The following is a 26,956-nucleotide window of genomic DNA, read 5'->3' as shown; positions in this document are numbered from 1 at the left end:
CTCCTTTAGTTCCACTTGTATCCGATTCCCCATACTGTCTTTAAGAATTCATCAATTGGGAATCCAGCAGTTTTTAATTTATCCCTTAAATTACGTATATGTGAGTCTATTGTACGGATATCTGTGTAGGTGTTATATTCCCATGCAACATGCAATAACTGTTCCCGTGTAAAAGTTTTTTGGGGACGTGCTATCAAAGCTTCAATAATATAGAATTCTTTTAGCGTAAGTTGCACTTTCAGATCATTAAATTGTAATGAATAGGTTTCTTTATCCAGCTTAAAATCACCGTAAATAATCTTTTCCGTATCTGATTCATCATCAGGCAGACGACGCAATAGTGCATTTACTCTCGCAACCAACTCCCCCTCATCAAATGGTTTCGTAACATAATCGTCCGCACCTGTGTCTAGCCCTTTAACCAAATCGAGTTTGTCGGACCTCGCTGTCAACATAATGACGGGGACGTCGGAGAATTTACGTATCCTTCTGCATACTTCCCATCCATCTAAATCCGGCATCATGATATCCAATAGGACAAGGCTAATCTTCTTGTGTTTAAGTATCTCAATCGCTGTCTGTCCGCTAGTCTCTTTAATACATTTAAACCCATGCGGAATCAGAAACAATTCAATTAAATCTAACATCCTCTTCTCATCATCAATTAGTAAGATCGTCCGCATGTTATCCTCAGGCCTCCCATTAAATTATAACGGTGAACGTACTTCCTTTCCCAAGGCTACTTTCCACTTGAATACGGCCACCGTGGGCTTCGACAAGTTCCTTGACGATTGCCAGACCAATACCTGATCCCCCGGATGTACGTGAACGCGATTTTTCTACGCGGTATAGTTTCTCGAAGATAAATTCAATATCTTCCGGTGGAATTCCAATTCCGACATCAGTAACGGAAATGACTGTTTTCCCCTCTTTTTTATACACGTTTAACGTTACAGTTGTATCTTCTTCTGAGTATTTGGAGGCGTTGTCCAGTAAATTCAGGACAATCTGCTCCAATCGTAATGGATCAGCCTGGATTTGGAAATCCTCGTCACATAGTAAGTCAAGACTGAGTTTCTTCAGTTTATAAGATGGTCCAACTAACCTATGGAGATCCTCAAAGAATGGACGCACCCAAAAGGATTCCTTTGACACCGTGAAAGTTGTCTCATCCATTTTCGCTAAATCCAATAAATTTTTAACGAGATCCTTCATTCGGTCCGACTCTTCTGCAATTATTGCAAGAAAGTGCCTGCGTTCCTTCTCGTCCACCTCTTGTCTCATTGCCACTTTTGAATACCCAATCAAATACGTTAGTGGTGTACTTAATTCATGAGCAATTGACGCCAGAAATTCATTACGTTCAGTTTTTAACCGTTCCAAATCACTCGCAAGTTTTTGGATTGAGCCCGATAACTCACCTAGCTCATCATTACCAACAAAGGGAAGACTTACGTCGAATTCTCCTTTGCTCAATTTTTCTGTCGCTTCCTTCATACGGATGAGCGGGCGTGTAAGGAATTTAGAAAGGGCCGCATAGATGATGAACAGCGCGATTACGCTTGCTCCTCCCGCCAAGCCGAAGTGTAAGTTTTGCTTACTAACTAACCGTTCAATAGAACGAGTACTTTGAAACATTACAACGTATCCGGAATGAGTAGAATCTACTTTATAAGGATGAGCGCTAATAATATACGCTGACTCTTTCCAGTCGGAAACCAAAATCCTGTCTTCATCCAAGTCAAGATCCCTTATTAGGGAAGAGTATTGTTTTATTATCGAATTGTTTTCATCGGAGCTACTGGCTATGATTTCTTGGCCATCTGTGATAACAACTTCCCGCTCACCATTTGTCTCCATCAATGCGATATGTTTTAACGTCATATCTGAATAATTGTCTTCCAACACGTCCCGGTGATTTGAACCGTTCGCCAATAATCGAGTGTATTCTTCATCAATCCTTGCATGGATGATATTCTGATGGAGATAAAAGATTAATGATGTTTCCATTATAAGCACAGTAATAAAAAAGTAAGCGGCCAGCTTTATAGAGATTCTGTTCATCTGAACACTCTCTCCTCTCAAAATTTAGTATAGAGAATAAATATGAAGAAATTATGCAGAGAGAACTAAACATGACAAAAGGTAACGATTTTTTTTAACGAACATGACAGCTTTGTGTCTGCATATTTTTTTGATATATCTTTAGTATAGTACTTATCATATCAAAGACATTTCAAGCATACTGTTAGCGGCTTGTAGGGTCTCGAAAGGGGCAACCGAAAGATGAGTAACAATAAGAAAAATCGTTTTATCACGCGCTTATTCGTTCTAACAGTGTTGGCTGGTGCCGTTGTTTTCACAATATACAGCAGCTTCACAAAAGAACAATATGATGTATTGAAGGTCGGGGACGTTGCACCAGATTTCGCATTAGTCGACTTAGACGGTGAAAGTCATCAACTGTCGGGTTATAAAGGCCAAGGTGTGTTCTTAAACTTTTGGGGAACTTGGTGTGCTCCTTGTAAAAAGGAAATGCCCGCGATGGATCGGCAATATGAGGTTTATAAAAATCAAGGGGTTCAAGTATTAGCTGTCAATATCGCAGAGTCTGACTTGAAAGTTCGAACATTTGCCGAACAATATGATATGACTTTTCCCACCCTCATTGATAAAACAAAAAGTGTTATGGGAGCGTATAGTATTCGTCCGTTACCTACGACTATTCTTATAAATCCAGATGGGAAAATTATAAAAATCATTACTGGTGAAATGAGCGAAAAAGACATTCAAGGATATATGGAAAGCATTAAGACTAAATAAAGGATTTTTATGAACATAAACAAACAAGGATATTCTTATAGCCGGGCAGTTTTTTTATCAGTTGGGAAAGATAAGATAGTCAAGCAGTTCTTTCTATTATCCTTACAGTCAATCCAATAAATAATAAAAAGGCAGTTCCCGAAGTTGAGAAAACCAACTTTTTGGGCTGCCTTTTTCTTAGTTTCTATAGCATACTCATTCAACAGCATTCCTCATTTTTCTGTAGCACTTGTGATACAGCTTTTCCAATAACGGCTGATGTTCTGTTCAGTTCTTCTTCATTATTACCAATCCCACCCATTTCAACAAGTACGAGCCGCGGATCAAGATCTTGGTTATACTTCCCGTCTACACCGTGTCCTGCTTTGAAAACAAGAGGCCTAGTTATTCCCGGAACAATTTTCTCTAATTCGGCTGTCAATCTTTCGACCAATTCCTTATTTAATTTGAAGTTACTATGCTCACCGCCAATAACAAAAACGATTTTTGCATACTTTTCTCCTTCATACGTGAGTGTCGTTCTGTCTGCTTTAAGGGAATCGCGGTGAATGTCGATTATGATGTCATAATCGACGTCTTCCAACGCCTTTTGTACATACGGCCTAATCACATCATACGACTTACTATAAGGTATCCCCTTCTTACTCATTACCGCCGCAGTATCGACATCAAGAATTTCAGTTGATATTCCATTGAATTCCAACTGGGATTTTATCGTTTCATTTAGCTTCATAATATTCGCTTCCGGATGAGAAACCGCAATTTTCCCATCATGTTGTTGAGTGATAGGTTCAAATGCTTCATGTGAATGTGTAGCAAATAAAAGCGCACGCATGCCTGTTTGGATTTGTTGTTCCGGTTCGATGAGATTTGTCGCATATACTAATTGCCGGTTATTCAATGGAGCGACGACTGCTACTTCTTCTGGGGTTTCACTCGGGATCTGTTCTAAGATAACTGGAAATATGAAAAGAAAGAAGATAAGTGCACCCCAAACTTTCAACGACTTCTTCATAGGCATTCCTCCGTCAGCTAATATATGTAGCACAATGTCGGATATAGAAGTCTTTTTAATAATTAAAAGTTCTTCCATTACAAGTTGGATTGTAATGACCGCATCTTTAAATTCTTTATTGTTATAAATTATTAAAAGCAAGAAGAACGCCCCTATTACTGTTAATCGCTTTTTTTTAACGAAGATGCACATCACGAATTTTACCTAGGTAATTTTAAGAGATAAAGTTAAGAGGGTTTTTATGACCAGGGATTTACATAATGCTAATAATCTATTTTGCTTTAGTTTTAAATAAGTGAATGTTTTCTAAAGCTGTTCCAATTCCAATAGCTACACAATCGAGTGGGTCATTAGCTATTAGAGCATGTATTTGAGTTTCTTCACTAATAACTTTATCCAAATTACGCAACAAAGCTCCGCCACCCGTTAATCTAATTCCATTGTCCATAATGTCAGCAGCCAGTTCTGGAGGTGTATTTTCTAATGTGTTTTTCACTGATTCGATAATGGAATAAACCGTTTCGCTTAATGCATTCCGAATATCATCTGCCTGAATCTCAATAATTTTTGGTAGACCGGTTAGTTGATCCCGACTACGAATTTCCATACTCGCAATTCCTTCTATATCTCCAACAGCGCCAATTTCCATTTTAATACTCTCGGCGGTCCGTTCACCTAATATTTAATTACATCTTTTTCTAATACATCTAATGATTGATTTATCCATTTCATTACCAGCTGTGTAATGCAAAATAACAGTACATAGTATTGCAATATGATGATGCAGAGAAATGCAAAGAAAAATACATACCGATTTGAGCAAGATTTTACATGGAGAGGCGGGCATGATAGCCTACATTGGCAGAGCCAGGTCCTAGTGGTGCCTGGCTTCTTGGCTCGTGCATCTTGCCCGTAGAGGCTCCATGTCACATCACCATGGAGTCTGCAGTATACTTTGCAAAACTATGTACGAATCCTTTGCAATTCTCTGTACTTCGTTTTTGCAAAATACACCAGCGACACGTATGGAGTGGCTAATCACAATTCCGCCCAAAGAAATGACCGCGACTTCCGTTGTACCGGCGCCAATATCAACAACCATGCTCCCAGTTGGTTCCCATACTGGTAAACCAGATCCAATTGCTGCGGCAAACGCCTCTTCAATCAAAAAGGCATCCCGCACCCCTGCTTGTTTAGCTGCATTGATGACAGCACGTCTTTCTATCGTTGTTACCCCAGATGGTATACAAACTATTACATACTGCTTATTGCGAAGAATACTTTGGTTTTGTATTTTTTTTATAAAATGATTCGTCATCATTGCCGTAGTTTCATAATCCGCAATAACACCTTCTTTCATCGGACACACGGTCACAATGTTTCCCGGAGTACGACCAATCATATTCTTCGCATCATTTCCGATGGCAATAATTTGTCTTGTTTCAGTTTTCATCGCAACAACGGATGGTTCCCGAACAACGATACCTTTCCCTTTAACAAAAATAAGGGTGTTTGCTGTTCCTAAATCAATTCCAAAACATCTTGCACCCATACCAAACATAGTTTTTTCTCCTTATCCTTCATCTAATTGTTGAAAATCCAAAAATATTTAGCTCGTTTTCTGCCTTATTTATAGTTTTTCAAAAATAAAGGTGCAGCATTTACTCTACTTTAAAAGTTTGCAGGAAATATGGAGAATGAGAATCTATACTTTTTCCGTTCTTTTAAAATGTAGTTAAATTTCATTAATAATCTGATTTGGGCAATTATTAAAAATAAAAGTGTGAATCTTAGTCAATACATGAAGTAATAGTGTCGCAAAGGTAGATTGCGAGTAGAATTCCACCAAATTTTACCAAAAAACGAAGTGACTTGACAACAAAAAAGAGTCCACTTTATTTAGTAACGAGTTCACTTCAGGGGGACAATTGATAAAAAAACATAAAAAATAACGCCTATTTTAACGACCAAAAAAGCATCGGTTAGCACCGATGCTTTTTTTTTTGAAAACGCTTAATAATTCCACTAAAGGTGCGTTAGTAAATAAGAACTCTCTAATTCCATTCATCATTCAACCCACCGTAATGGTCTACAATTGTTCAAATTCTTTTATTTTATTTCTTCCTAAAGTCATAGGTATCATCAATAGCAATTTCTATACCATTAACAACAATCGTTTCATTATTTACCCATCGGACTTCTTTAACATTTGGCATCACTAGAAAAATATTCTTTCTCAAACCAGTTTTAGAATCTTGAAGCACCCCCACATAGGTTACATCGTTATGGAATATTAGCCCTCCGTTAAAATAAACCGTTATACTTTTCTCTCCATCTGGTGAAACATAAATTCCTTCTGCATTTTCCTCATTCACCTGAATAATACTTAGCCTTGGGTTTAATACCTGATACATAAATATTATGCCAAACAAAATAGTGACAGCAATAACCATTAGTAAAATCTTTATTAACTTACTCATTTTTCTCAAACCTCTCCATAAAATCATTCATATTTGTAGTTTCATACAAAAATTCATTTATCTTATGGACGTAATCAGCACAAAAAGGTTCGAATTTTCTTTCCTTTTAGACTAATTAGGTTTCTAATATTCCTTATTCAATTATTGCCCGTTAGTTGAATACAAAAAACAACACTAGCCTTTAATATAGCCTATATTTCAATGCAAAGGCAAAATGTCTTTTATTTTTATACGATAATGGCTTACTTTTCAGCATATATAACATCCCTTAAAATCGCAGTATAAGCTTTTTGTACAATGACCATTGTACATTGTAAAGTTCTTGCTAAACCTGTTGCGTTTTTTAATGATGAAATCATATGAATGGCTAGACACCAAAAAGAATGGGACCTATCAGCTATTGCGAAAAGGTATGTGATTTACCATACTATTTTGTTGTTTTATCCCACAGAAGAGAACCCGTTATTTATTTAGAGGTTCTCTTTCTTATTAATATACTAATAATGATAACCGATGAAATTCCTAAGATCACTTTGCCCTGCCAACTCCAATTGAGAATTTGCTGAGTAGAGTATGCTTCTATAACAAGAGCAGGTATTTTTCCAAGTGTACTGGCTATCGAAAAATTCCACATTCCAACGTTGCTACCCGCACTCGCCAAAGTAACTAAACCTGATGGTACAAACGGGAATACCCTTGATGCTAAAATTAGTAAAAAAGCTTCCATCCCTTTAGTTTGTTGTAATCTATTTAAATGTTTATTGTTAATAGAGACATTAGTTTTCACTTTGTTTATACCTTTTCGATATAGGTAAAAGCTTATCATTGCTCCCAAAGCCTCTCCTAGAATAGATAAAATTAAACCTTTTCCAAATCCAAAGAAACTGATATTTGCCGCCGTTATAAATACACTTGGTATAAAACCCAAGACACTAATACTAATATTTAGAATGATACTTATCCCAACAGCGAGTAAACTATTATTTTCAAAACATTGCAGAATCTCTTCTACCATAAACACCACCGAGTTTCATAAATTGTGATAACCGTTTATTTTCTGCATTCCAATTGTTTGTTGAAGGTTGATGTCATCATTGTTAGGAATAATCCGCTCTGTGTCGTGAATATTATTAGAATATAAAGGGCGATTTTCTAGAAAATGAAAGACAGTATTTGGTGGACCACCGGTAATAATATGCTCCCCATCATACCTATATTAATGTTATTGAGAATTGCAATTTCCACTATTCATACGACCTATTGTGATTATTAGGAACGAATTGATTATCCATACTTTTCTCCAATTATTAGCTTTGTAATTTAAAAACATATTAAAAAAATGGTTCGTTTAATACCGGAAACCGAAATGTTCAATACGACTTTAAAGCATTTTGAAGATGTTTATTAGTATATCTTTTAAATGTGCAAAAGCTTTGCAAAAGAGCCAGTTCATTCGATTAATTTTTAGTTGCAAAATGATTTCTTTTCTTATATGATGAAAAATGCAATTAATTTAAACCGTAATGGTTACTATTTAAAAAAGGGAGGACTTTATCTAATGAATAAAAAACTGTTTATCATTATTTCTTTATTCACAATGGTACTGCTTGCTGCTTGTAGCAATATAGGAAATGAGAAAGAGAGTGAAAACCAACTAACTGTTTACACAACCGTATACCCACTCCAATACTTTACAGAACGAATTGGTGGCAATCATGTCGATGTGAAATCAATCTATCCGACAGGTGCAGAAGAGCATACTTTCAAGCCTACACAAAAAGAAATGATGACTCTTGCCGACTCGGATTTATTCTTTTATATCGGACTTGGTCTTGAAGATTTTGTAGAGAATGCCGAGAAAACGCTGAAAGATGAACATGTGAAAATGGTTGCCACATCTGAAGCAATAACAGAAGAAATGCTTGGTGGGGAGCATCTTGATGTAGGACACGAACATAATGACGATGACTTCGATCCACATGTATGGATGTCGCCCATTTTGAGTGATGCACTTGCTTATTCAATTAAAGACGCCTTAATTGAACTAGCTCCCGATAAAAAAGCAGATTTCGAGAAAAACTTTGAAGAATTACGGGATGATCTACTTAAATTAGATCGGAAATTTATAGATATGGCATCAAATGCATCAATAAAAACATTCTTCGTTTCACACGCTGCATTCGGTAATATAGCCGAAACGTACGGCCTTGAGCAAGTTGCAATTGCTGGTTTGAATTCACAAAGTGAGCCTTCTCAAAAAGAATTGACATCCCTTGTCGAATATGCGAAAGAACAAGATGTGAAGTATGTTCTCTTCGAACAAAACGTGTCCTCAAAGCTAACAGAAGTAATACGAAAAGAAATCGGGGCCGAATCACTTATGCTTCATAATCTTGGAGTATTGACGGTTGATGACGTGAAAAATAAAGAAGACTTCTTCTCATTAATGAACTACAATATTCAAACGCTTGAGAAGGCTCTAAGCGATAAATAAGTTAACAAGGGCTGTCCTACATATCGGTAATATTCCGTCGTATAGGACAGACCTTGATTTTTTTAGTATTCTTGAACTATTTAAACCAACTCTTAATTATAGACACCGTCTACATGCTCTCCTTTCCCCCACTTTCCTCTGCAAAATTACCGTCACCAATTTATTCAAATGAACAAAAATCTGCTCGCGTATGCTTTAACTGTGATAATGTATTCCCTTCTTATTCATTACCGTAGAAGTATCGACATCAAGAACCATAGTTGGTATTCCACTTTTTCCTCTTACACTACTTTAATCACATACGGAAAGGCTGTGACTTCTCCATCAAATTTAAATTCTGCCCATAATTTATATAACCCCGGTTTATCAAATTGTGTTTGAAACAAAGTACTCTCATCTGAAATGGGGTGAACATGAATAAAGTCTTCTACTTTTTCATCAATAATTACCACATGACCTAATGCTCCTAAGTAAGGTTCAGGTATAGCGTTTTTGATGTTAAAATTAAGATTAAGTTCCTTTCCAGTCTCAAATGTATCATGCTGGAATTCAACTATTACCCCGTTAATCTCTTTTGTCCCTTGTTCATCAACATTTAAACCAGTACTCAGATTATGACGATCAATGTTATCATCTGTTGGCACGGTAATCCCTTTAATAGTGTAATTTCCCCTTTTAGGTCTAATGTCCACAAAAGCCTTATAAGAGTGACCTGTTAATACAATATCGATTTCATATGCTTTATCATTCTTTTGAATAGGGTGTAAGTGAAAGTATTCATTTAAATCTTCACTTACAATAATAAGATGTAGTAGTTTCTCGTGATTAAGCTCTAATTCCGGTACGTTTCCCTTATCATCTTCTAAATGCAATTTAGCAACCATATTTTGATAAGAAATAGTTACCTGAATTTCATTTTCCACTGTTGTATCTATATGATTTTTATGATGTTGTTCCATTTCAAATTCCTCCAATTTTATTAATAGTTATTAACGCATCCAGACATAGTTTCTTTTGATGTTTGAGGATGACATTCATCTTCAGCATCCTTTTCAAAAGAAATCCATTTACCACGTTTGAACTGTATAGTTAAAACCACAGCCCTAAAAGCAATATCTATACCAATTGCAATCCATACACCAAGAAGTCCCCATCCAAGTTGTATTCCTAATACATACACAAGTAATGTTCGAATTCCCCACATACCAACGGCTGTCAGGTACATTGGAAACTTCGTGTTATTCGCTCCTTGAAATGCACCAGTAAGAATGAGTAATAAAGCAAGGAATGGTTGGAAAACACCCGATACTTTTAAGGAGGTTCCAATATTTTTAATTACCTCAGCGTCATTTGTAAATATGCTACCTGCCCAGTCACCTAAAGTAAAAAGCAGTACGCCTATAATAGTCATTAAACCAATACCTAACCCTGTACAGAGGATTGCATATTTCTTTGCCTCCGCTACGTTTCCTGCGCCAATTTGCTGTCCAACAAGAATGGTTGCCGCGGTAGCAAAACCGTAACCAATCATATAAGATAAAACTTCCACGTTTCCTGCAATTTGATGAGCTGCAAAAACATTTGTGCCAAGTGCGACAATGAATCCAAAGTAAACGATTTGTCCAAGCCTCATGACAAGCCTCTCACCAGAAGCAGGGCCTCCAAGAGATATTAATTCCTTTATGTGTTGCTTATCTGGTTTCCAATAATCCTTCCTAAAGGCAAGAACGGGTGTGCGCTTTATATAATAAACGAGAGCGAGACTACCAATAATTCTTGCAACAACAGTTGCTATAGCGGCTCCGGTAATACCCATTTCAGGAATTAACCAGAACCCAAAAATCAAAATATAGTCCAACACGCCATTTACTATGTTAATTAAAATACTGACTTTCATTGGAGCACGTGTATCACCAGCTCCCCTTAAGACCGCACTTAGTACAAACATTAAAGACATAAATACAGAGGGGATAGCTACGATTTTAAAGTAAATAACCCCTGCCTCTAGCACATTATCTTCTATTCCCATCAGCTTTAATAATGGTTCTGCAAAGAAAATAGTAATAATTCCCGTCAATATGCCAAACAAAATAGCCAATATAACCGATTGTTGGGCAATATGCCGAGCTTTTTCTGGCTGTTTTGCTCCAATAAAATTTGCAATTCGTACATTAGCTGCAACGCCAATTGCCATAAACAAAGCAAAATAAATGGCAAGTAAAGCATTAGTGACACCAACTGCTGAAACTTCAGCAAGGCCAATTTTCGATACAAAGTAAGTATCAACAAAGCCAAGAATCGTCTGAAATAAATTTTCTATCACTGCTGGCATTGCCAGCACTAAAATAATCTTAATTTTATCCTTTGTATTTTCTAAATTAGGTATGGTAACATCATTATTTTTCACGATAATCCTCCCAAGATTATTAGTATTACCGTTAATATGCTTCTTAACCTTTAGATTAAGAAGCATATTAATTGAGATTAAGAATCTGATACCAGGCATACAAAGGTGAGGATTGAATTATGAAAAGAACTGATTGAAAGTGGCCTTTTTTCGCTAAAAGATTTATCAAATAACTGGTGGTTATGCGGAGGATGACGCGCGAATCAATTAACAAAGGGACCATCTTCCACACAACTCCTCAGCACAACTAAGATTGCTTCTCAACCGAGTTTAGCTCGTTTTGGGATACAATTTGATGCACAATCCTTCAAAAGTTTATAACTGGAGAATCATCCGTTGCTCGATAAAGTACATCGTTATAGAAAATCCAAAGCAATTATTTTTAATTTAGGCAGATCCTTATGGAAATCAGGAATCCGACATTTTTGGAAAGACGACAAGTTATGTTCAGTTTCAAAAACTTATAAAACAAATGAATTTTGCTAAATGGATGGTTGATTGAACAGGCGTGAATAATTCAGGTTAAACTACATCTTTTCGATATTAGAAATCTCACGCTATCCTGGGATTGAAAGGTGAGCATTATAATATGGTAATAGAACTTATGATGAATGCCTAATCGTCTATGTAACTAAACTCGTCCTTTTCTAAACGCGACACTAGGGGTTCCCAAAGATATCATTTTGAATCAATTACACGTAACAAAACTCTGACCATTAATCTATGTTCATTAACCTGCATCACTCTTTCTTATATTACAATCCCCCTGCTTTCCGCTAGTTGTCGTATAGAATCTCCACTGTTGTAAGCTAGATTCATTATTAAAGACGATCCATTTTCTCCAATATATCTTTTTTTGTAGGGTTCGTATATAACATCGTCGTATGAATATTTGAATGCCCGGCTTGATTCGCTACTTCATGAATACTCATACCTTTCTCAATCGCATTTGAACAGAAAAAATGTCGAAGATCATGTGGAGTAATATCTTTTCCAATTTTGGCTGAATACGTATTAAACAGCCTATTCACAACAGTACGATCCAACCTTCTGTTTCGATTGCTTGGGAAAAGGATTTCGCAATCTATTCCTTTCTCTTTTCTGTCCCGCAGCCAAGACTGTAAGGCAATCTTCACTTTCTCTCCCATAAAAACTGTTCTAGATTTATCTCCCTTCCCGTCTACAATAAGTATTTCACGGGATACCAAGTTAATATCAGTTACTTTTAAATTGAGTGTCTCTGAAATGCGTAATCCGCTATAGGCTAGAACAGTTACGATTGCGTAATTTCTTGCTTTCCCACTATCTAGTACTAACTGACGAAACATTTCTGCATCCTGAAATTCAACTTTTGCAAGAGATGCATACTGCTGCTGAACTTTAACAAAATCACTTTTTTCAATAACTAGATCCGATTGTTTTTTGATATGAATTAAAAACTCGTTGAATTTAACTAAACCACTTAATTTTGTGTTAATCGTTTTAGGACCTACTGTTTCAATTGCTTTAAGATAGGATATATATTCTCGCATATTTTCCCGGTGCAACTTTGTAAATGAAACACCTTTTGATTCATCGAACCATTTAAAATATCCATTAACGGATTGAGTGTATCCTTTGATGGTATTTTCACTTAGGTCACTTGAATTTAAATATTCCTGGAAAGCTTCCTTCATAATATCACCCCTGTAAATTATGTTGCATTTATTTTTAATCACAATTCATAAATTATGTTGCATTATAACCTTAATAATATCTAATAAAACACAAAAATACAACATAATTTATATTATGTTGTAAAAGGAAAATGCTCGGTGTTTGCTGTGAGCGTTTATATATATCAAAACAGTATCTATAATAGAATATTGAATACGATTAGATAAAATACGATAAATTAATATAATCCAATGGCAATGCCCTTAGATTTAGCAAGGCAATCGATCGTAAAGCAACACTCATTTATGTAAGCGTTAAAGCATGGGGACCCTTACTTTCTTGAATCAGTTCATTTAAAGAAACCAGCTGAAGGGCTAGATTTCTAGTTTCCTCTTTAGGCCAGTCCTTTTTTAAGCCATACATACATACATACATTAGTGACTGATGTTATTTTCAGCACACCAGGTATCGACACTGGATTCACTACTTGCATTGAATGAATCAATGCGGGCATGCCACATATCGTTTGTCACTTATCCCACAAAACCTCCTGACTTTTGATTGTAAGTTGAATATCAGAAAATAATTCAAAGGTTAAAAGGTGCGCCTGGTTTGGCGCTTATCTTCCATTTGATGATTACACCATGGATACATTTGATTGTTTTTTCCAAAAGCATACACCTTTTATGTATTCTCATTAAAAATGACACTTAAATTGTCGATGTGTAAGGGCTATCTCACTACTTTTTTTGTATACTATTCACAAAATCCGCAGATAAATTGTTCTCGTTCGCGTAGACATTGATAGTACGCAATATTTCTAAACTTGCCCCAATTAATAATTCCCATTGGCTATTGGATAACTTTATTTCATGTTCTTTTCTTTTTCCATGAACAAGAGAATTTCTAAGGCCGTAGAACCATTCGCCTTCCTTACCTTCTACTATGTCTGGAACAATCGCTCGAATCTTCTCTTTAACCTCATCAGATAGTTTATTAAAAATCAAGCCAACACAGTAGCTTTCCGTAAATTTGTATTGCAGATTGCTTGTAATGAAATTATACGTCTCCCCAATACCAAGGGTAGTATTCATACTTTTTTGGAGTTCTTTAATACCAATCGCCCTGTATAAATATTCAATGCAGCGGTAAATATCCATGAACACGTCTTTCCTATACGGATTCAATAGGCTTCGAAGTAAAATAGTATAATTTAACGTTTCATAGTTTTCGATAAATAATTGTTTATAAGTCTCTAGGTTTTCCACATTCAAAGCGACTTCCCTATTTCGACTATATTCACATACAAAATACCCTGTCAAATTCGTCAGCGGTGCTTCTGAGAATGAAAATTGCTTATCCAAATGAAACAGTTTAATTTTCGGAAAATAACTCATAACAGTCTCTACATCATGCCCTATATAGCCCGGCGTCTCCTTACTGTAAAAAAGAAGGGTTTCTTCCAATTCATACAGTGTTGTAATAGTAGGCTTGCTATCTAGATCGCTAATAATACGTAAAAAGAAGCCTTTCGATACGTCCACAGCGTGAAAAAATTCCGCCTGTGCTTCTTCCGACCCTTGATCCCCAACAATCGCAAAATACAAATCATCTTCTTTTTCTATAAGGCAAGACTCAACGCCATTTTCAAGCAGTAATTTATCAATAACATATGAACGATTACAAATTTGTTTTTCTTCATCATCTAACACAATCCATTTTGGTTCACGATCAAAAATTCTTGGATAGCTTTCCATTAAAGCATAAAACTTTCCGAAAAGTAATTGATTCATTTCTTTAAAATTTGTCGTCCGTGTCATCTGCCTACTCTCCAGCAAGGTGTCAGACTATCAAGATCAAAGTTTCTGTTTAATAATAGTTCAAAGCTACGCGTGAAAAATTTACGCTGGAAATCACCAATCCCTTTGTTGACGATAATACTTTCATTGAGTGTCATAATATCTATAAATTCTTTCAGCTGTTCTTCTTCCATACTACGTAGTTTCTCCAATAACACAATGAACTGCATCCGTACCGTTTCGTAATTTTTCAAATAACGTTCTTTGCTGTAATCTTCTCCAGGTAAGCCGAAAATACGCTGTGCAATCGCTGCAATAAACCCTGCCTTCAGCGTTTGACTCGCAAATAAATCTTTTCCATATTTGAAATGACTTTCCTTGTTGACACTCTCTTCAAATGAAAGCGGAAAAACAATTTCATCGAATTCAATAATAAGCTTCAAAAATTCCGCAAAAAAATCACTCATATCATTTTTTGACGTTGCTTTTATAAAATCAAGACGTGTAAATTCATCCGCCAGCGCTTCCTTTGCATCCACTTTCGCTTCTCTTGCCCCGAACACTAAAAATAGCTCAATCACTTTATCACCTTGATAAATTCCAGCACTTGTTCTACGAGTACCTTCATCTACTTCAATCACATTCAGTTTTTCAACTTTCTCTTCAATTTCTTTTAAAAGTGGATTATAAACCGTTTCCATTTGCCTCTTTAAATTCCAAGGTATTTGACCAGTATTTAAAATAAGCATACGATATATTAAACTACTCATACTTTTAGCAATCCAAAACTCTACACGCAACTCCCGTTCGAGCACCTCTTTATGAATTTCACTCGCTTCCATAATTGATGTCGTTCGCTGCATACCGTCAATTATGGAAATATTTTTCGGGTCGACATCGAAAATTCGTTTTTTTAGTTGTTCATAGTCAGTTTCCTGAATATATTCTTCAATTTTACTAAAATTATTTTCACCAATTTTTATTCCAATTACGACAGGCGGTAAAACAGTTCCATCTATAATATCTTGCTGCATTCGTTTTCTGATTGCCGTCGCAGACTTTGTTTTCAACGGAGCACGCTGCCCACCTAAATTTCCTTGATGTTTATAGGAGAAGTCGATATATTTCAAGTAATCTTCTATTTTCATTTTTATCATGAGTGAATAACAATTTACACGTAAGTCTTTAATAATATCCAATTCCGCACTTCCTTTTTCAGATTATTTGATTTGAATTAAATAGCGTTAATTTTGAATAGTGTACTCCATAACAGTGAATCATTCAAAAGACCCCCTTCTTCAATAGATAAAAGGTTAAAAATATTTACAAATACTCACAACTCTCCAACTCACGTATTCTGATTACTGTTTATTTTTAAAGTATGAAGCACTTGTATTTAAAACGTTTGTATAAATTATGCCCTTCTTCAGTATCTACTACACCAATTTCAACAAATATAATTGGCTCCCCCTCTATACAACGCAAAAGCAATCGTTACTATATAAGTTCTTTGATAGGGGTATGCTCACTTTCTCAATTGCCAGCAAAAGTTCTTGCAGGTAACCTGACCGAAAAATTATTTATTCTTTTTGTTTATATCATTCGTCTTTTCTGTATGTTTCATTTTGATTTCATCGTTTAAGACCGCTAGTTGACCAACCCTATTATCAATATAATCCCCATTGGCATGGGCTATTTCTGCATCCTCATTAGTTAACGGGTTTGTTATTTCTTGATAAACCAGGCAGTTCAATTCAATATCCTTTAATAAATATAAAATATCATAATAGATTTTTATTCCTGTCCCATTAATCTTCGAGTCATCAAGTAATTCGATTTGGGAAATTAAATTTCTAGTATACATTTCTATACTTCCCGCCTCAGTTACTTGATGAATATTTAAATTATTAATTTTGGAAAAGTATTTGTCGATTTCATAACTAATCTTTCTAAAAACCCTTGAATGATTATCGAATTTCAAACATTCTTGCTCTTCAAGAATAATTTTTTCCTTGGAACGATTAGATAAATGTTGACTATAAAAAGTAGTTATACTTCCAATTATAACACCAATCAAAGCAATAACCCCAACTAAGATGGTTTCGCTCAATATCTATCCCCCCCATGAAATATAACAAGAATAAGTATTTTCAGGTTATCATTAATTTTCCTAGCTCCAGCTCTTCCTTCACTTTTGCATTCTCCACCACATAAATATAAACAAACTCTTCAATCCCAATATAATCATCATATTGAATGACCTTCGCCAAATCTGCCAATGAATTTGTAACAATAATAAAACGTGATTCATCCATTGCACCTTCACTTGTGAAATCCACGAGACCGAACGCTTTTCTCTTCTGAATACTTAATCTTCCGCTTCTGTACTCATATTCCTTTATACTTTCGAATACATCATCGGGAATTAACCGTCCACTGCTTTGTTCCATAGGCTCCAAAATCAGCTGGGCAATGCGTTTAATTGGCTGTAGTTGAATACTACGCTCCCGTTCAATATCATCCAAACGCTCGCTACTACGTTCTTCGAGATCTTCAATTTGTGTATATGTTTGGTTAATCAAAGCACTATTTTTATTTTCTATATTATTTTGCTCGTATTCAAAAAGACGACTTTGGAGTGTGCCCATTTGTTCGTCGAATGATTTCCGTAAATAAATGCTCTTTTTATTAATGTAATCATTCCGTTTCATTTGGACTTCTTGCAAAGTCCTACGCGCTTCAATAATCGCTTCTCTTTTGAATGTCGAATCCTTTGCACTGTCGGTATCAATCATTTCGAAATCAATATTAAATAAACAATACGGATCTACTTGAATCCATTCTTCAGATTTTCGTTTTCCCAGTAAAATTATTGAACGGTTTAATTCTCTGCCGGTACCATCTACAACACTTACTTGGTTTAGCTCAACTATAATTCTTTCACTGACATATGTTTTTACACGACAGACTGGAATTGCTACCTGTTGTATTTCAGTACCGCCTAATTCCAAAGCTAGTTTAAATATAGGATGGTCATTTTGTAATAATGGTGTTTCTGCCGATTCTTTATCAGGTTTTAGTGCAAACCTAATTGACTGATCTGATTTCAGCGAAATTCGACGTCTTTTTGCTAATTCACGGACATTTTTCGGAAACCTATCAATACGACCGATTGCTCCGTCATTGGAAATGTTCAGCCGAATTCTTGTCTCTTCAAATTGCTTCACCGCGAACTCTCCATATACTCTTGAAGGTAAGCTATTAATAGACAGCTCTTGATATTCCCTACGCATCCCTGGCAGGTCAAAACTATGTTCGTCCAACCTTTCTTGCTTGGCTAAATTCAACAAGCGACTGTGTTCTTCTGACAATGTTTTCTCCATTTTATCAATCAGTTCATCTAAATGTTCCCTACCGCTAATAGCTTCTTCCATCAAATTCGATAGATCCACACCTTGTTCTTTTAATATTTCACCGACAAAGTCATACACTAGCTCTTGTCCTAGGTCAGTCCTCATTTGCTCCATCTTTTCTAGCAAACGAACTAGCACATCACCTTCACGAGTGTTGATTGCGACCAAGTTGAAAACAAACACTTCATTTTTTTGACCAATACGGTGTATTCGTCCCATCCTTTGTTCCAATCGATTTGGATTCCACGGAATATCATAGTTAATCATTTGATTACAGAATTGAAGGTTTATCGACTCACCACCCGCATCTGTAGCTAGCATTACCTGTAATTCGTTACGAAACTTTTCTACTTCTATCCCACGTCGCTCCATAGAAAAATCCCCTACAATTTTTGCTACTTCAGGAACAAAATTGAGTAATTTACTTTCTAAATAATAAAGTGTATCTTTCGATTCCGTGAAAATTAATATTTTCTCTTCCTGCGCTAAAAGGCCATTGGATCCAAAAAGAGTTTTTTCGAGTTCTATATATTTTCGTTCGACGTCTATCTGGCGAATATTATAGGCTTTATCAATCAAATTACTGAGTACATCAATCTCCACTTGTAATTCAGCCAAGTCGAAGGTTTCTGCTTCACCTTCCAATTGACTTTCCAAATCTTCTTGTTCATCCGCAGCTATGTCATCAAAATTCTCTACATCTACTTGTTGTTCTTGCTGCTGAGTATAGAGTAGCTCTTCTAGTCTCCCTTTTCTACGTACAAGTGACAGGTAAATGGCCTCAAGTGAAGAGCTTAATCTTCGTTGTAAAATCATCATCGCAAATGCCACGTTTGGTTTATTGTTCATTCTTGCCCTATTAAAATGCTCACTGACGTATGAAGTAACATCCTCATACAGCTCTTTTTCTTCCGAGCTAAGTTCAAAAGACAATGTTTTTGTTGTTCGCTTAGGAAAAATCGGTGTTCCATCGAAATTGACCATCGATTCTTTTAAACGACGAATGATAAATGGATTACTTTTTTCAAACATCGATTCGCTACTATTTAAATGTGAGAAAATATCATGATCAACTAAACTCATTAAATGTCGAAAGTTTTCTTTATCTCCCTTATGTGGTGTTGCTGTTAATAGTAGACAATGCTCTGTATGCCTTAACAGAGCTTCACCAAGTTGGTACATTTTTGTGCGCTGTATTTTTCTTTTCTTTACCCCATGTGTATACGCTGCCATTTTATGCGCCTCATCAATAATTACTAAATCGAATTGAGATTTCAGAATGAGGGATTTGATTTCTTCCCTTGAAGCCCAATAAACAGAACTTATTATCTTGTCATTTGCTTCAAAAGGATTAACTTCGTTCGAGCTATTTAATAGATTGCGGGTAACGATTGTAAAATCTTCATTAAATTTCTCTTTCATTTCTCCCTGCCATTGTTTAAGAACAAGCGGTGGAACGAGAATAAGTACCCGCTCTATACTTTGTCTAGCCAATAGTTCCCGAATCAACATACCAGACATAATCGTTTTGCCTGCACCCGGATCATCTGCAAGCAAAAAGCGAACTTGTGGAGATTGGAGCATACGACTATAAACTGCTTCTATTTGATGCGGTAACGGTATAATCTTGCTGTTCCCCCTAGCCCTTGACTGAGAATAACGTTCTTCCGCTTTTAACACATGAAATTGAAGATAATGCTGTAAGCGGTCTGAATTAAAGTATGTATCTTTTTGTTGAATTTTCTCAAGCTGCTCCAGTTGAAACTGTTCTAAATAATGATCATAAAACTTATTTGTTTTTCGCCCAATGGATTCTACAACATACAAATCATCGTCAATTAACTCACAGTGTTTTATCTCGACAATCTCTGGCCAAAAAGGACCTTTTATTATTTCGCCTGCTTTTAGCATTAAGAGAACCCCCTTCGGTGGAAGCCTGTTCATCATAAACAGGCTTCCTGGTTAGTACAGTGCATTGTACATATGAATGGTAAATGGTGTTTCCGTATAGAGTGTTGTTATGTCGTCTTCAATAGTCATTAATTTCAACGTACATACTTGACCAGATTCATAATATTTTTCTACCATGTTGAATGTTAATGTTTCTCTACGTTCATGGTTATCTCCTGTAAAATTGAATGTACACTCAATTTCGTCGGATACACGTTCATCCTCAATGTAAAGTGCAGCTTTCACAGTTCTCGGTAAGTAACTTATTGATACCGATTGTTCTTGATAAAACGGGACTTGAATACGGAAATTAGTAATAATCCGCTTAGGCATTGCCACACTAATATCAACCAAGTCTGCTTGGCTTATTCGACGGTAATCAATGAGCGGAATGACTACTTCTTGTGGCATCGCACCACCATGGACAAACTGCAAACCACCACCACCGATAAAACGGTTCACACCTTTAGCAATAACGACTTCGACATTTTTCAAAGGAGTAAATAGGTCATTTAGTTTGACCGCGCCAGCAGGTACTTGAAGATTCTTCCCGATTGCAAAACGCCGATTAGACTCAACAATATCTCCTTGTACCGCTTCCACTTTCACATCCATTCCGATTTTTGAATACTGGAATAAGAATCCATGATCGGCAGTAACAAAAATACGTTTCGCCTGTAAACGAGATAAACGATCAATCGCTCGTTGCAACAGCTCAATCGCACGTTCAGTAGCAGCATATGTCTCACGCTCAGATTTTATAGAATCTCCTGTCGCATCGATAATATCATGATATAAATACACAACACGCTTGCCTTTAAAATACTCGTCCGCTTCCTTTGGAGACCAATCCAGCATCTCATCTAAACGATACGCCACAGCCGATTCATGTGCCTGTTGTAAAACCTTCGTTCGATTTGCTAGTCCATTTGTCGGCAATCCATCTGCCATTACTGTTTTATTATCACTGATTGATAGGGTGCGGTGGGGTAATAGAGAAGCCATACCAAGCTGTGTATAAGACGGCAAACTGCTCATCATCGGTGAAACTGTAGCTGCTCCATTTGCACGCTTATTTAGACGCTCCGTTAACTCTATACCCACTTCAAAGCGTAGCGCATCGGAAATAATGACAAAAACACGCGTAGATTCTTTATCTATAATAGGTTGAATCGTTTTATTGAAGAAGAACTGCTGCTTTGGCAAATTTATAGCCGTTTCATTTTCCAACACATGATTCGTTTCCTCTACAAGCTTACGAAGGTAATTATTTTCATACCAATTCGTTAATAACTCTACTAACTGCCCTACATATTCACGGTGCTCAAGCTGTGTGGTAGCCAACATAAAACGACGATATGCTTGATCGACTAAGTAGAGCTTTTCGGTATATTGCACATACAGATTCTCGCGTGTATCATACTCCTTCACGTACGTTTTATATTCTGTTAAACGAACCGCTTCCAACATCACTTGATAAAGACCCGCAATAGAATCCTGTCTTCTTGCCCAGTGCGTCTTCAAACGTTTTTGAAGACGATCATTCCAAGCAGTTAAATCTGATGTTTGATGCAATAATTCAGCTGTTACCTTCTCAATAATTAATACATCAATGAGTGGAAATGTCGAAATCGCATCATATTGTTCTACAGGAAGTTCTTGCAATAATTCGCGAATTTGTAATGTATTTTCAACGTTCTTCACATACATTTCAAGAACTTGAACCTCACTCTCTTTCGCACGTAACCAGTCATCAATAAAGAGCGCACAAGCATTTCCACGTGTTGTCGCATACTTTTCACCAAGCGATGTAAGTTCAAATAATGCATTTCGTTGAAAGTGAGCAACTAATAAATATTCTAGCAAGTGCTGTAAAGATTGATGAGCCGTATTTACTCCCATACCAAAATACTCTGTTAATAAAATCCACATGCGCCCTGTACTGAAATGTTTCTCTATATTTTTATACACCATATTTGTTTGTTCATCCAACCCATCAACAAGCAAGTGGCGAGTAATTACAGCCATATTGGCCACCGGCGAATTTGCTAGCACCGCCAACATGCTGTACTCGATATCACGCTCACTCGCATTTGGAGGTAATACTTTTTTAAGTTTGTCTTTGCGCCCTTTACTTTTAAAGAATGATGGGTAGCGTTGAATCATCGGACGTAAAATAGAATCATTTACAAGCAATTGTTCAGCCAAAATTGCAATCTGATCCGCCTTAAACTCTATTCCGTAAAGCTGCATATCAAGTAAAAGATTATCCTCGTCCGCTAGTTTTGCAAAAGGTGCATATAATAAAAAGGAATCATCCTTATGCTCAATTTCTATGTCTATTTTTAATGAAAAGAAATTGTTTGTCGTTAGTACCCTGACCTTAATATCGTCTGCAGCAAATGCTTCTGTTAAACTAGCCAGTGTTTCCTGCGCAGAATCGTCATACCAGAACACAATAGCACGTGCTTTTTTGCTCTTCTCATCTACAATCCGTTCCCGTAGCATTTCCACGATATCCATAGTGTCACCTCATCTATTAATATATATGTGAATAGTATACCAGTAAATATCAAACTATTTATAAAATAGCCGCATGCACAAAGGCATGACGGCTATTCGGATTAACAGGCATAGTTATTTTCTTTTTTCGGTAATCTTTATTTAATCTTCGCAAGAACCCCATCAAACTTCGCATAATTGACTTTTACACCATCATCTAAATCAATTCCAATTTGGTCATTCGCATATTTAGCTAACTTTTTATCGAATTCAAGCAACTCTTCCAGACGTTTTTTAAAGAGATCTTTTTGCTTTTCCAAATTACGTTTTTCCGTCGCACTTAAATTTGGATTCACAAGGCGAATATCTAGTGCATCGATTTCATTATTGTATTTCGCTTGAATCTCCTGCAAATGTTCAAAACGGATCGTTGCCATCGTATCTGGTTGATAACGATGCATATAAATGAGCGTACGCAAGCCCTTCTGTTTTCCAGAATCCACAAGCCAATAAATCGGGCGTTTTTGATACGGCTTGCAATGATCCGTGAAAAACTCATCCATAAAGTAACGACGCAAACGTGCTTCCGCATATTCGCCCTTCTTCATCTCAAGTGCCTCCGCTAACCATTGTAGATTGTCATCCACCGTATCCGCTTGAAACGCCACAGCCAAAAACTCACGCAAACGAGCAATGATATCATGTTCAAAATACTCCGCATCCGTAAACTGCAGAATGCCATACTTATTTGGCTTAAATGAAGCATACTCCGACTCATCCCACTCCCCTCCGGCATAGGCTAAACCTTCCACCTCTAAGCTATAACGACCTACTGTGCAGCCGATAAAGTAAGAAAGAAAACTCTTCGTATCACGCACTAATTCAGCTTTGCGAATCGTTATATCTTTATCTTCTACATCAGGCATTAGTTCATCTTTCAAGCCATAAATTTGAATGAAAATACGATTCAACTCTTCTTCATTCGCTTTTAGTTGGTTGAATTGAAATTCAGTGTGCTGTTTCCATGCCGAAAATGCGGATTGAAGATTAACTGTTGCGAATTTTAATAAAGGATGTTTTATAAAGTTCCATGACATTTCAAAATTGTCCCAATCGATTTTTGATGTGGAAATATTTATAGAAACCAAACTATCTACTGTTTCAATAATATCTTTTTCAATTATAACTGGTAATTTCCCAATTGGTCCTTCATGATAATCTAATGTAGGAGATAAGATTAACAACAAATTATTTACTATAATACTATTTAATAATCCCAATAAATAATTAGTGTTCTCGTTTTGTTTAACAAAACAGACTGAACCTTTTGTTTCAAATAAATGTCCAGCTGGACTGAATCTCATTGATAGTTTTCCGCTCGATATTGTTGTTACTGACACGGCTTAATGTCCATCGATTGACGGTAACCATTGTCCAATGATTGCTAAATTAATGTCCAACGTAAATTAGAGAAAAAGGGAACTATGATAGTTCCCCTTCGATCACTCGAATTACCATGCGATCATCTATAATTCGTTGACCATTTTGTGCTCCATACAGTAGACAGTGAGTTGCTAATTTGTTAATGAGCCTTGCGGCTCCTCCTGAGTACCGATGAATCTCTTCCAATGCTGCTTCTGAAAAGATGTCCCTTTCTACTCCTGCATAGTTCAAGTGTCTCATTACATAACCATCTGAATCCGCGCGGTCCAGATAGACGAGTTTACACTGAAGGTCAATTCGCTGCCGAATCGCAGTGAAGGACTGTAACCTGAGCCGATCCCAGAGTTCGCTTTGTCCGACAAGAACAAGCGCCATCGGGCTTTGTGCATCCATTTTGAAATTCAAGAGAAAACGAACTTCCTCAAGCATCTCCCGGTCGAGAAGATGCGACTCATCTACAACGACGACCGGAATAATACCATGAATCCCTTTCATCAATTCTATTTCGCGGTGAAGTTGTCTTTTTGAATCGCCCCTATAAAACTTCGCTTCGCAGCCCAATTGTTCCAATAATCCTTTATAAAAATTTCGAGGGGTGAGCTTTGAATCAGATAAATAGAGGCACTTGTATTTAGCTTCGTCCAACTGAGACGAAAATTGTCTAATAATTGTTGTTTTTCCAACCCCACAATCACCTGTCATGACGACAAATAGTTGTCGCTTTGCCGCATATTCAAGACGACCAAGAATCTCATCTTGCGTTACTGATCGATACAATTCCTTCGGAGGAATGTCACGTGAAAACGGTGTATGAGACATTTCGTAAAACTTCTCAAACATCTGTATTCACACCCTTGTTCACATTCCGATAAGAGACGGCTGGAGGCTGTATTTCTTGTCTAGATTCACGTTGTTTTTCTGCTGCTCTTAATAGACGTGATTTATCCACCGGAAGCTTCTGAAGAGTTTCGGGTAATTCTGGCCGTTTTCCAGTCTGCTCCCCTATAACTAATTCCGTAGCTTTCCAAGGCGAATATTCTTGATATTCAATGGTTAGCTCAGAGACATCCGCTGGATCATATAGAACATCAACCTTGCATCCAACAAAAGAAATTCCAACTTCATACTTTTTATCTAGGAAACTGATACAGCCTGACTTATCTACTTTACGGGCTTCACAATGTAGGAAAGCATCTATCAATTCTTCCGACGAAATAAATCGGAGCGCTTTTTGATCGCTTCGAAAAGCACTCATTGGACTTACGTTTTCACCAAGGGATGTGTGCGCCTTATGTTGATAACATTCACTTAACCACACTTCCAAAAGCTCATTAAGTTTATCCAAACGATTCGGCTTTTCTAAAGATACTTCACTTAGAAATGAGTCAATCGTTCGATTAAAACGTTCAACTTTCCCGGTTGATTCGGGCGAATATGGTTTTGCGTAAAGGAGACGTGTGCCCATTTTAGAACAGGTCCGATTCATCCATTTTGTCCGATACTGTTTTCCGTTATCGAAATAAACGGATTCAGGCACACCATGCTTTTGAATTGCTTGGCGAAAAGCATCCTCGATGGAATGCGAATCTTGTAACGCATAGAAAGATGCATGCACTACAAAGCGTGTTGCATCGTCTATAAAAACCACAAGATACACTTGTTTTTTTGTCCCAGCGGGACCGATAGGAAGGTAAGGGCCATACTTGATATCTGAATGCCATAGTTGATTACGATGCCGTCTTTGAAAGCGACGTGTGGCAGTCGAAGTCTGTCTATACATTTTCATCTGTCTAGAGCTGTATCCTTTTTCAGATAATCTCTCCTGGAGCGTAGATCGCTTCAACGCTCCAACTTCTACAACGCCTTCCCACTCCAGTATCTGAATAATTTGTGAGACGCTTCGTCCAGGTACTTCTCGACGCAACAGTATCGCATGTTCTACTGCTTTATTGATCGCATCTGAAGAAGCCTGCCCTTTTCGGGGCGCAGGCCTCAATCCCATAAATCCATTCTTATGATAGTTGGCCACATATCGCCGTAAGCTTCGCTCAGAAAGACCACAAGATTCACTGATTTTCATCCTGAGTTCTCTCTCTTTCGCCGGGTCCAGTCCATCTTCGAGTAACGGTGCAATCAATTGATACTTCGAAGCGGCCATTTCCTCATCCTTTTGTTGATTTTTCAAGGGTTTCATTCCTTTCGGTTTAATTACCTTGAGTGTAAATCAATCTTTTCAGGACAAACAGGCAAAACGGGTATGTAGCCAAAAATGATGATTTACTACCGGTTGGACAAGACGAGCCAGCCAATCAGGAGCATCACCTGTTAAACATCCGATTCGTTCCAGTACAGATAGTGAGCGGTCGGACAAAACCGTCACTAGAGTAGACTCAAGTTGCCTTTGAACGAGTAGGGAAATAATAATTTGAATCCAATACTCCACCAATTTTGAAAACCAGGATATCCAACGAGCTGTCGTTAACTCATCCACTTCAAGAACCAATGGTTCAAACCCCTCAATACATCCTTCTATAACGAAAGCTTCGTAACGCTTATAGGGTATCAATAGATCCGGGAGTTCATGGTGAATTTTCCAACATGGTTGACATCGCAATCTTCGGATAGAGTAGAGATTTCTTTCACCTGTTTCAATTCTTCCCTTTCGTATACGGCTGCCAATAACTTTATAATCAAGCTCTCCGCAACAAGGGCAAGGCACTTGTTCTGTACTGGTAACTGAAAACGCCTGTTTCAAAGTTTTCAATTAAGCGATAATCTGATATAATAATCATGTGTTTTTGGGGACGTCTTCCGTATAACCACTTCGAATGGTTATACATAAATGGAAGACGTTTTTCCTTTCTGTAGACTCTAATGGACAGTATAGCCATCAAGCCTTGGACAGATAACCCCGTCAACAATTGGACCTTTGAATGCAGCATTAACAATATTTATGCAGTATCAAATAAGGCAG

General features: G+C 36.9%; 20 protein-coding genes and 1 pseudogene. 2 read left to right on the top strand and 19 right to left on the bottom strand.

From position 1 onward, the window contains the following. Positions 1-5 precede the first annotated feature (5 nt). A complete protein-coding gene (locus I2484_RS10540; protein WP_207150988.1) occupies positions 6-683 on the bottom strand; it encodes a response regulator transcription factor in 678 nt (225 codons plus the stop codon). A 19-nt stretch (positions 684-702) separates the two neighbouring features. Beyond that, complete coding sequence (locus tag I2484_RS10535) at positions 703-2,064, bottom strand: sensor histidine kinase (protein ID WP_207150987.1); 1,362 nt, start codon at positions 2,062-2,064, stop codon at positions 703-705. 222 nt (positions 2,065-2,286) lie between these two features. On the opposite strand from I2484_RS10535, the gene resA reads away from it, so the two are divergent. Further along, positions 2,287-2,823, top strand: coding sequence for a thiol-disulfide oxidoreductase ResA (resA, locus tag I2484_RS10530; RefSeq protein ID WP_207150986.1), 537 nt, complete (start codon positions 2,287-2,289; stop codon positions 2,821-2,823). Between the two features lie 199 nt (positions 2,824-3,022). Here resA and spoIIP read toward each other — a convergent pair whose 3' ends face one another. From spoIIP to I2484_RS10505, 5 genes and pseudogenes are all read right to left on the bottom strand, one after another. Then, positions 3,023-3,979: a stage II sporulation protein P gene (gene spoIIP, locus I2484_RS10525; RefSeq protein ID WP_255551298.1), complete on the bottom strand. Its 957-nt coding sequence runs from the start codon at positions 3,977-3,979 to the stop codon at positions 3,023-3,025. 130 nt (positions 3,980-4,109) lie between these two features. Beyond that, positions 4,110-4,520 (bottom strand): rod shape-determining protein, encoded by a 411-nt coding sequence (locus tag I2484_RS10520; RefSeq protein ID WP_481886400.1) that lies wholly within the window; start codon positions 4,518-4,520, stop codon positions 4,110-4,112. A 285-nt stretch (positions 4,521-4,805) separates the two neighbouring features. Then, positions 4,806-5,399, bottom strand: a pseudogene (locus I2484_RS10515) (rod shape-determining protein); the annotation flags it as partial. A gap of 553 nt (positions 5,400-5,952) precedes the next feature. Further along, complete coding sequence (locus I2484_RS10510; protein WP_207150984.1) at positions 5,953-6,318, bottom strand: DUF5412 family protein; 366 nt, start codon at positions 6,316-6,318, stop codon at positions 5,953-5,955. Positions 6,319-6,784: 466 nt separating this feature from the next. Further along, complete coding sequence (locus tag I2484_RS10505) at positions 6,785-7,333, bottom strand: TVP38/TMEM64 family protein (protein ID WP_207150983.1); 549 nt, start codon at positions 7,331-7,333, stop codon at positions 6,785-6,787. A 543-nt stretch (positions 7,334-7,876) separates the two neighbouring features. On the opposite strand from I2484_RS10505, the gene I2484_RS10500 reads away from it, so the two are divergent. Beyond that, entirely contained in the window at positions 7,877-8,812 is a 936-nt protein-coding gene (locus I2484_RS10500; protein ID WP_207150982.1) for a metal ABC transporter solute-binding protein, Zn/Mn family, read from the top strand. A gap of 281 nt (positions 8,813-9,093) precedes the next feature. Here I2484_RS10500 and I2484_RS10495 read toward each other — a convergent pair whose 3' ends face one another. From I2484_RS10495 to I2484_RS21480, 12 genes are all read right to left on the bottom strand, one after another. Then, entirely contained in the window at positions 9,094-9,771 is a 678-nt protein-coding gene (locus I2484_RS10495; RefSeq protein WP_207150981.1) for a hypothetical protein, read from the bottom strand. Between the two features lie 20 nt (positions 9,772-9,791). After that, positions 9,792-11,219 carry an MATE family efflux transporter gene (locus tag I2484_RS10490; RefSeq protein ID WP_207150980.1) on the bottom strand — a complete coding sequence of 476 codons (1,428 nt, stop codon included), beginning with the start codon at positions 11,217-11,219 and terminating at the stop codon, positions 9,792-9,794. 821 nt (positions 11,220-12,040) lie between these two features. Next, a complete protein-coding gene (locus I2484_RS10485) occupies positions 12,041-12,895 on the bottom strand; it encodes a tyrosine-type recombinase/integrase (protein WP_207150979.1) in 855 nt (284 codons plus the stop codon). A 720-nt stretch (positions 12,896-13,615) separates the two neighbouring features. Next, a complete protein-coding gene (locus I2484_RS10480; RefSeq protein ID WP_207150978.1) occupies positions 13,616-14,695 on the bottom strand; it encodes a hypothetical protein in 1,080 nt (359 codons plus the stop codon). Further along, a complete protein-coding gene (locus I2484_RS10475; RefSeq protein ID WP_207150977.1) occupies positions 14,692-15,873 on the bottom strand; it encodes a hypothetical protein in 1,182 nt (393 codons plus the stop codon). Before I2484_RS10475 ends, I2484_RS10480 begins: the two co-directional genes overlap by 4 nt. Before the next feature lie 377 nt (positions 15,874-16,250). After that, positions 16,251-16,784 (bottom strand): hypothetical protein, encoded by a 534-nt coding sequence (locus I2484_RS10470; RefSeq protein WP_207150976.1) that lies wholly within the window; start codon positions 16,782-16,784, stop codon positions 16,251-16,253. A gap of 40 nt (positions 16,785-16,824) precedes the next feature. After that, on the bottom strand, positions 16,825-19,998 hold the full coding sequence (locus I2484_RS10465; RefSeq protein ID WP_207150975.1) for a DEAD/DEAH box helicase: 3,174 nt from the start codon (positions 19,996-19,998) through the stop codon (positions 16,825-16,827). A 51-nt stretch (positions 19,999-20,049) separates the two neighbouring features. Further along, complete coding sequence (gene pglZ / locus I2484_RS10460; protein WP_207150974.1) at positions 20,050-22,560, bottom strand: BREX-1 system phosphatase PglZ type A; 2,511 nt, start codon at positions 22,558-22,560, stop codon at positions 20,050-20,052. A 137-nt stretch (positions 22,561-22,697) separates the two neighbouring features. Then, complete coding sequence (locus I2484_RS10455) at positions 22,698-23,903, bottom strand: BREX-1 system adenine-specific DNA-methyltransferase PglX (RefSeq protein WP_207150973.1); 1,206 nt, start codon at positions 23,901-23,903, stop codon at positions 22,698-22,700. A gap of 118 nt (positions 23,904-24,021) precedes the next feature. Beyond that, entirely contained in the window at positions 24,022-24,822 is an 801-nt protein-coding gene (locus tag I2484_RS10450) for an ExeA family protein (RefSeq protein ID WP_207150972.1), read from the bottom strand. Then, positions 24,815-26,167: a DDE-type integrase/transposase/recombinase gene (locus tag I2484_RS10445; RefSeq protein WP_207150971.1), complete on the bottom strand. Its 1,353-nt coding sequence runs from the start codon at positions 26,165-26,167 to the stop codon at positions 24,815-24,817. Before I2484_RS10445 ends, I2484_RS10450 begins: the two co-directional genes overlap by 8 nt. A 48-nt stretch (positions 26,168-26,215) precedes the next feature. Continuing rightward, the gene (locus I2484_RS21480; RefSeq protein ID WP_346014182.1) at positions 26,216-26,701 is read right to left on the bottom strand and encodes a DUF6431 domain-containing protein; all 486 of its coding nucleotides are present in this window, start codon (positions 26,699-26,701) and stop codon (positions 26,216-26,218) included. Positions 26,702-26,956 lie beyond the last annotated feature (255 nt).

The organism is Sporosarcina sp. E16_8 (genome assembly GCF_017347095.1).
Taxonomy (GTDB): Bacteria; Bacillota; Bacilli; order Bacillales_A; family Planococcaceae; genus Sporosarcina.
Note: the sequence above shows the minus strand (reverse complement) of the source record. Positions and strands in the feature narration are given on the sequence as shown.

Coding starts and splice junctions, on each gene's coding strand:
- I2484_RS10540 (WP_207150988.1), bottom strand. CDS start 683: ATGCGGACGATCTTACTAATTGATGATGAGAAGAGGATGTTAGATTTA.
- I2484_RS10535 (WP_207150987.1), bottom strand. CDS start 2,064: ATGAACAGAATCTCTATAAAGCTGGCCGCTTACTTTTTTATTACTGTG.
- resA (WP_207150986.1), top strand. CDS start 2,287: ATGAGTAACAATAAGAAAAATCGTTTTATCACGCGCTTATTCGTTCTA.
- I2484_RS10510 (WP_207150984.1), bottom strand. CDS start 6,318: ATGAGTAAGTTAATAAAGATTTTACTAATGGTTATTGCTGTCACTATT.
- I2484_RS10505 (WP_207150983.1), bottom strand. CDS start 7,333: ATGGTAGAAGAGATTCTGCAATGTTTTGAAAATAATAGTTTACTCGCT.
- I2484_RS10500 (WP_207150982.1), top strand. CDS start 7,877: ATGAATAAAAAACTGTTTATCATTATTTCTTTATTCACAATGGTACTG.
- I2484_RS10495 (WP_207150981.1), bottom strand. CDS start 9,771: ATGGAACAACATCATAAAAATCATATAGATACAACAGTGGAAAATGAA.
- I2484_RS10485 (WP_207150979.1), bottom strand. CDS start 12,895: ATGAAGGAAGCTTTCCAGGAATATTTAAATTCAAGTGACCTAAGTGAA.
- I2484_RS10480 (WP_207150978.1), bottom strand. CDS start 14,695: ATGACACGGACGACAAATTTTAAAGAAATGAATCAATTACTTTTCGGA.
- I2484_RS10465 (WP_207150975.1), bottom strand. CDS start 19,998: ATGCTAAAAGCAGGCGAAATAATAAAAGGTCCTTTTTGGCCAGAGATT.
- pglZ (WP_207150974.1), bottom strand. CDS start 22,560: ATGGATATCGTGGAAATGCTACGGGAACGGATTGTAGATGAGAAGAGC.
- I2484_RS10455 (WP_207150973.1), bottom strand. CDS start 23,903: ATGAGATTCAGTCCAGCTGGACATTTATTTGAAACAAAAGGTTCAGTC.
- I2484_RS10450 (WP_207150972.1), bottom strand. CDS start 24,822: ATGTTTGAGAAGTTTTACGAAATGTCTCATACACCGTTTTCACGTGAC.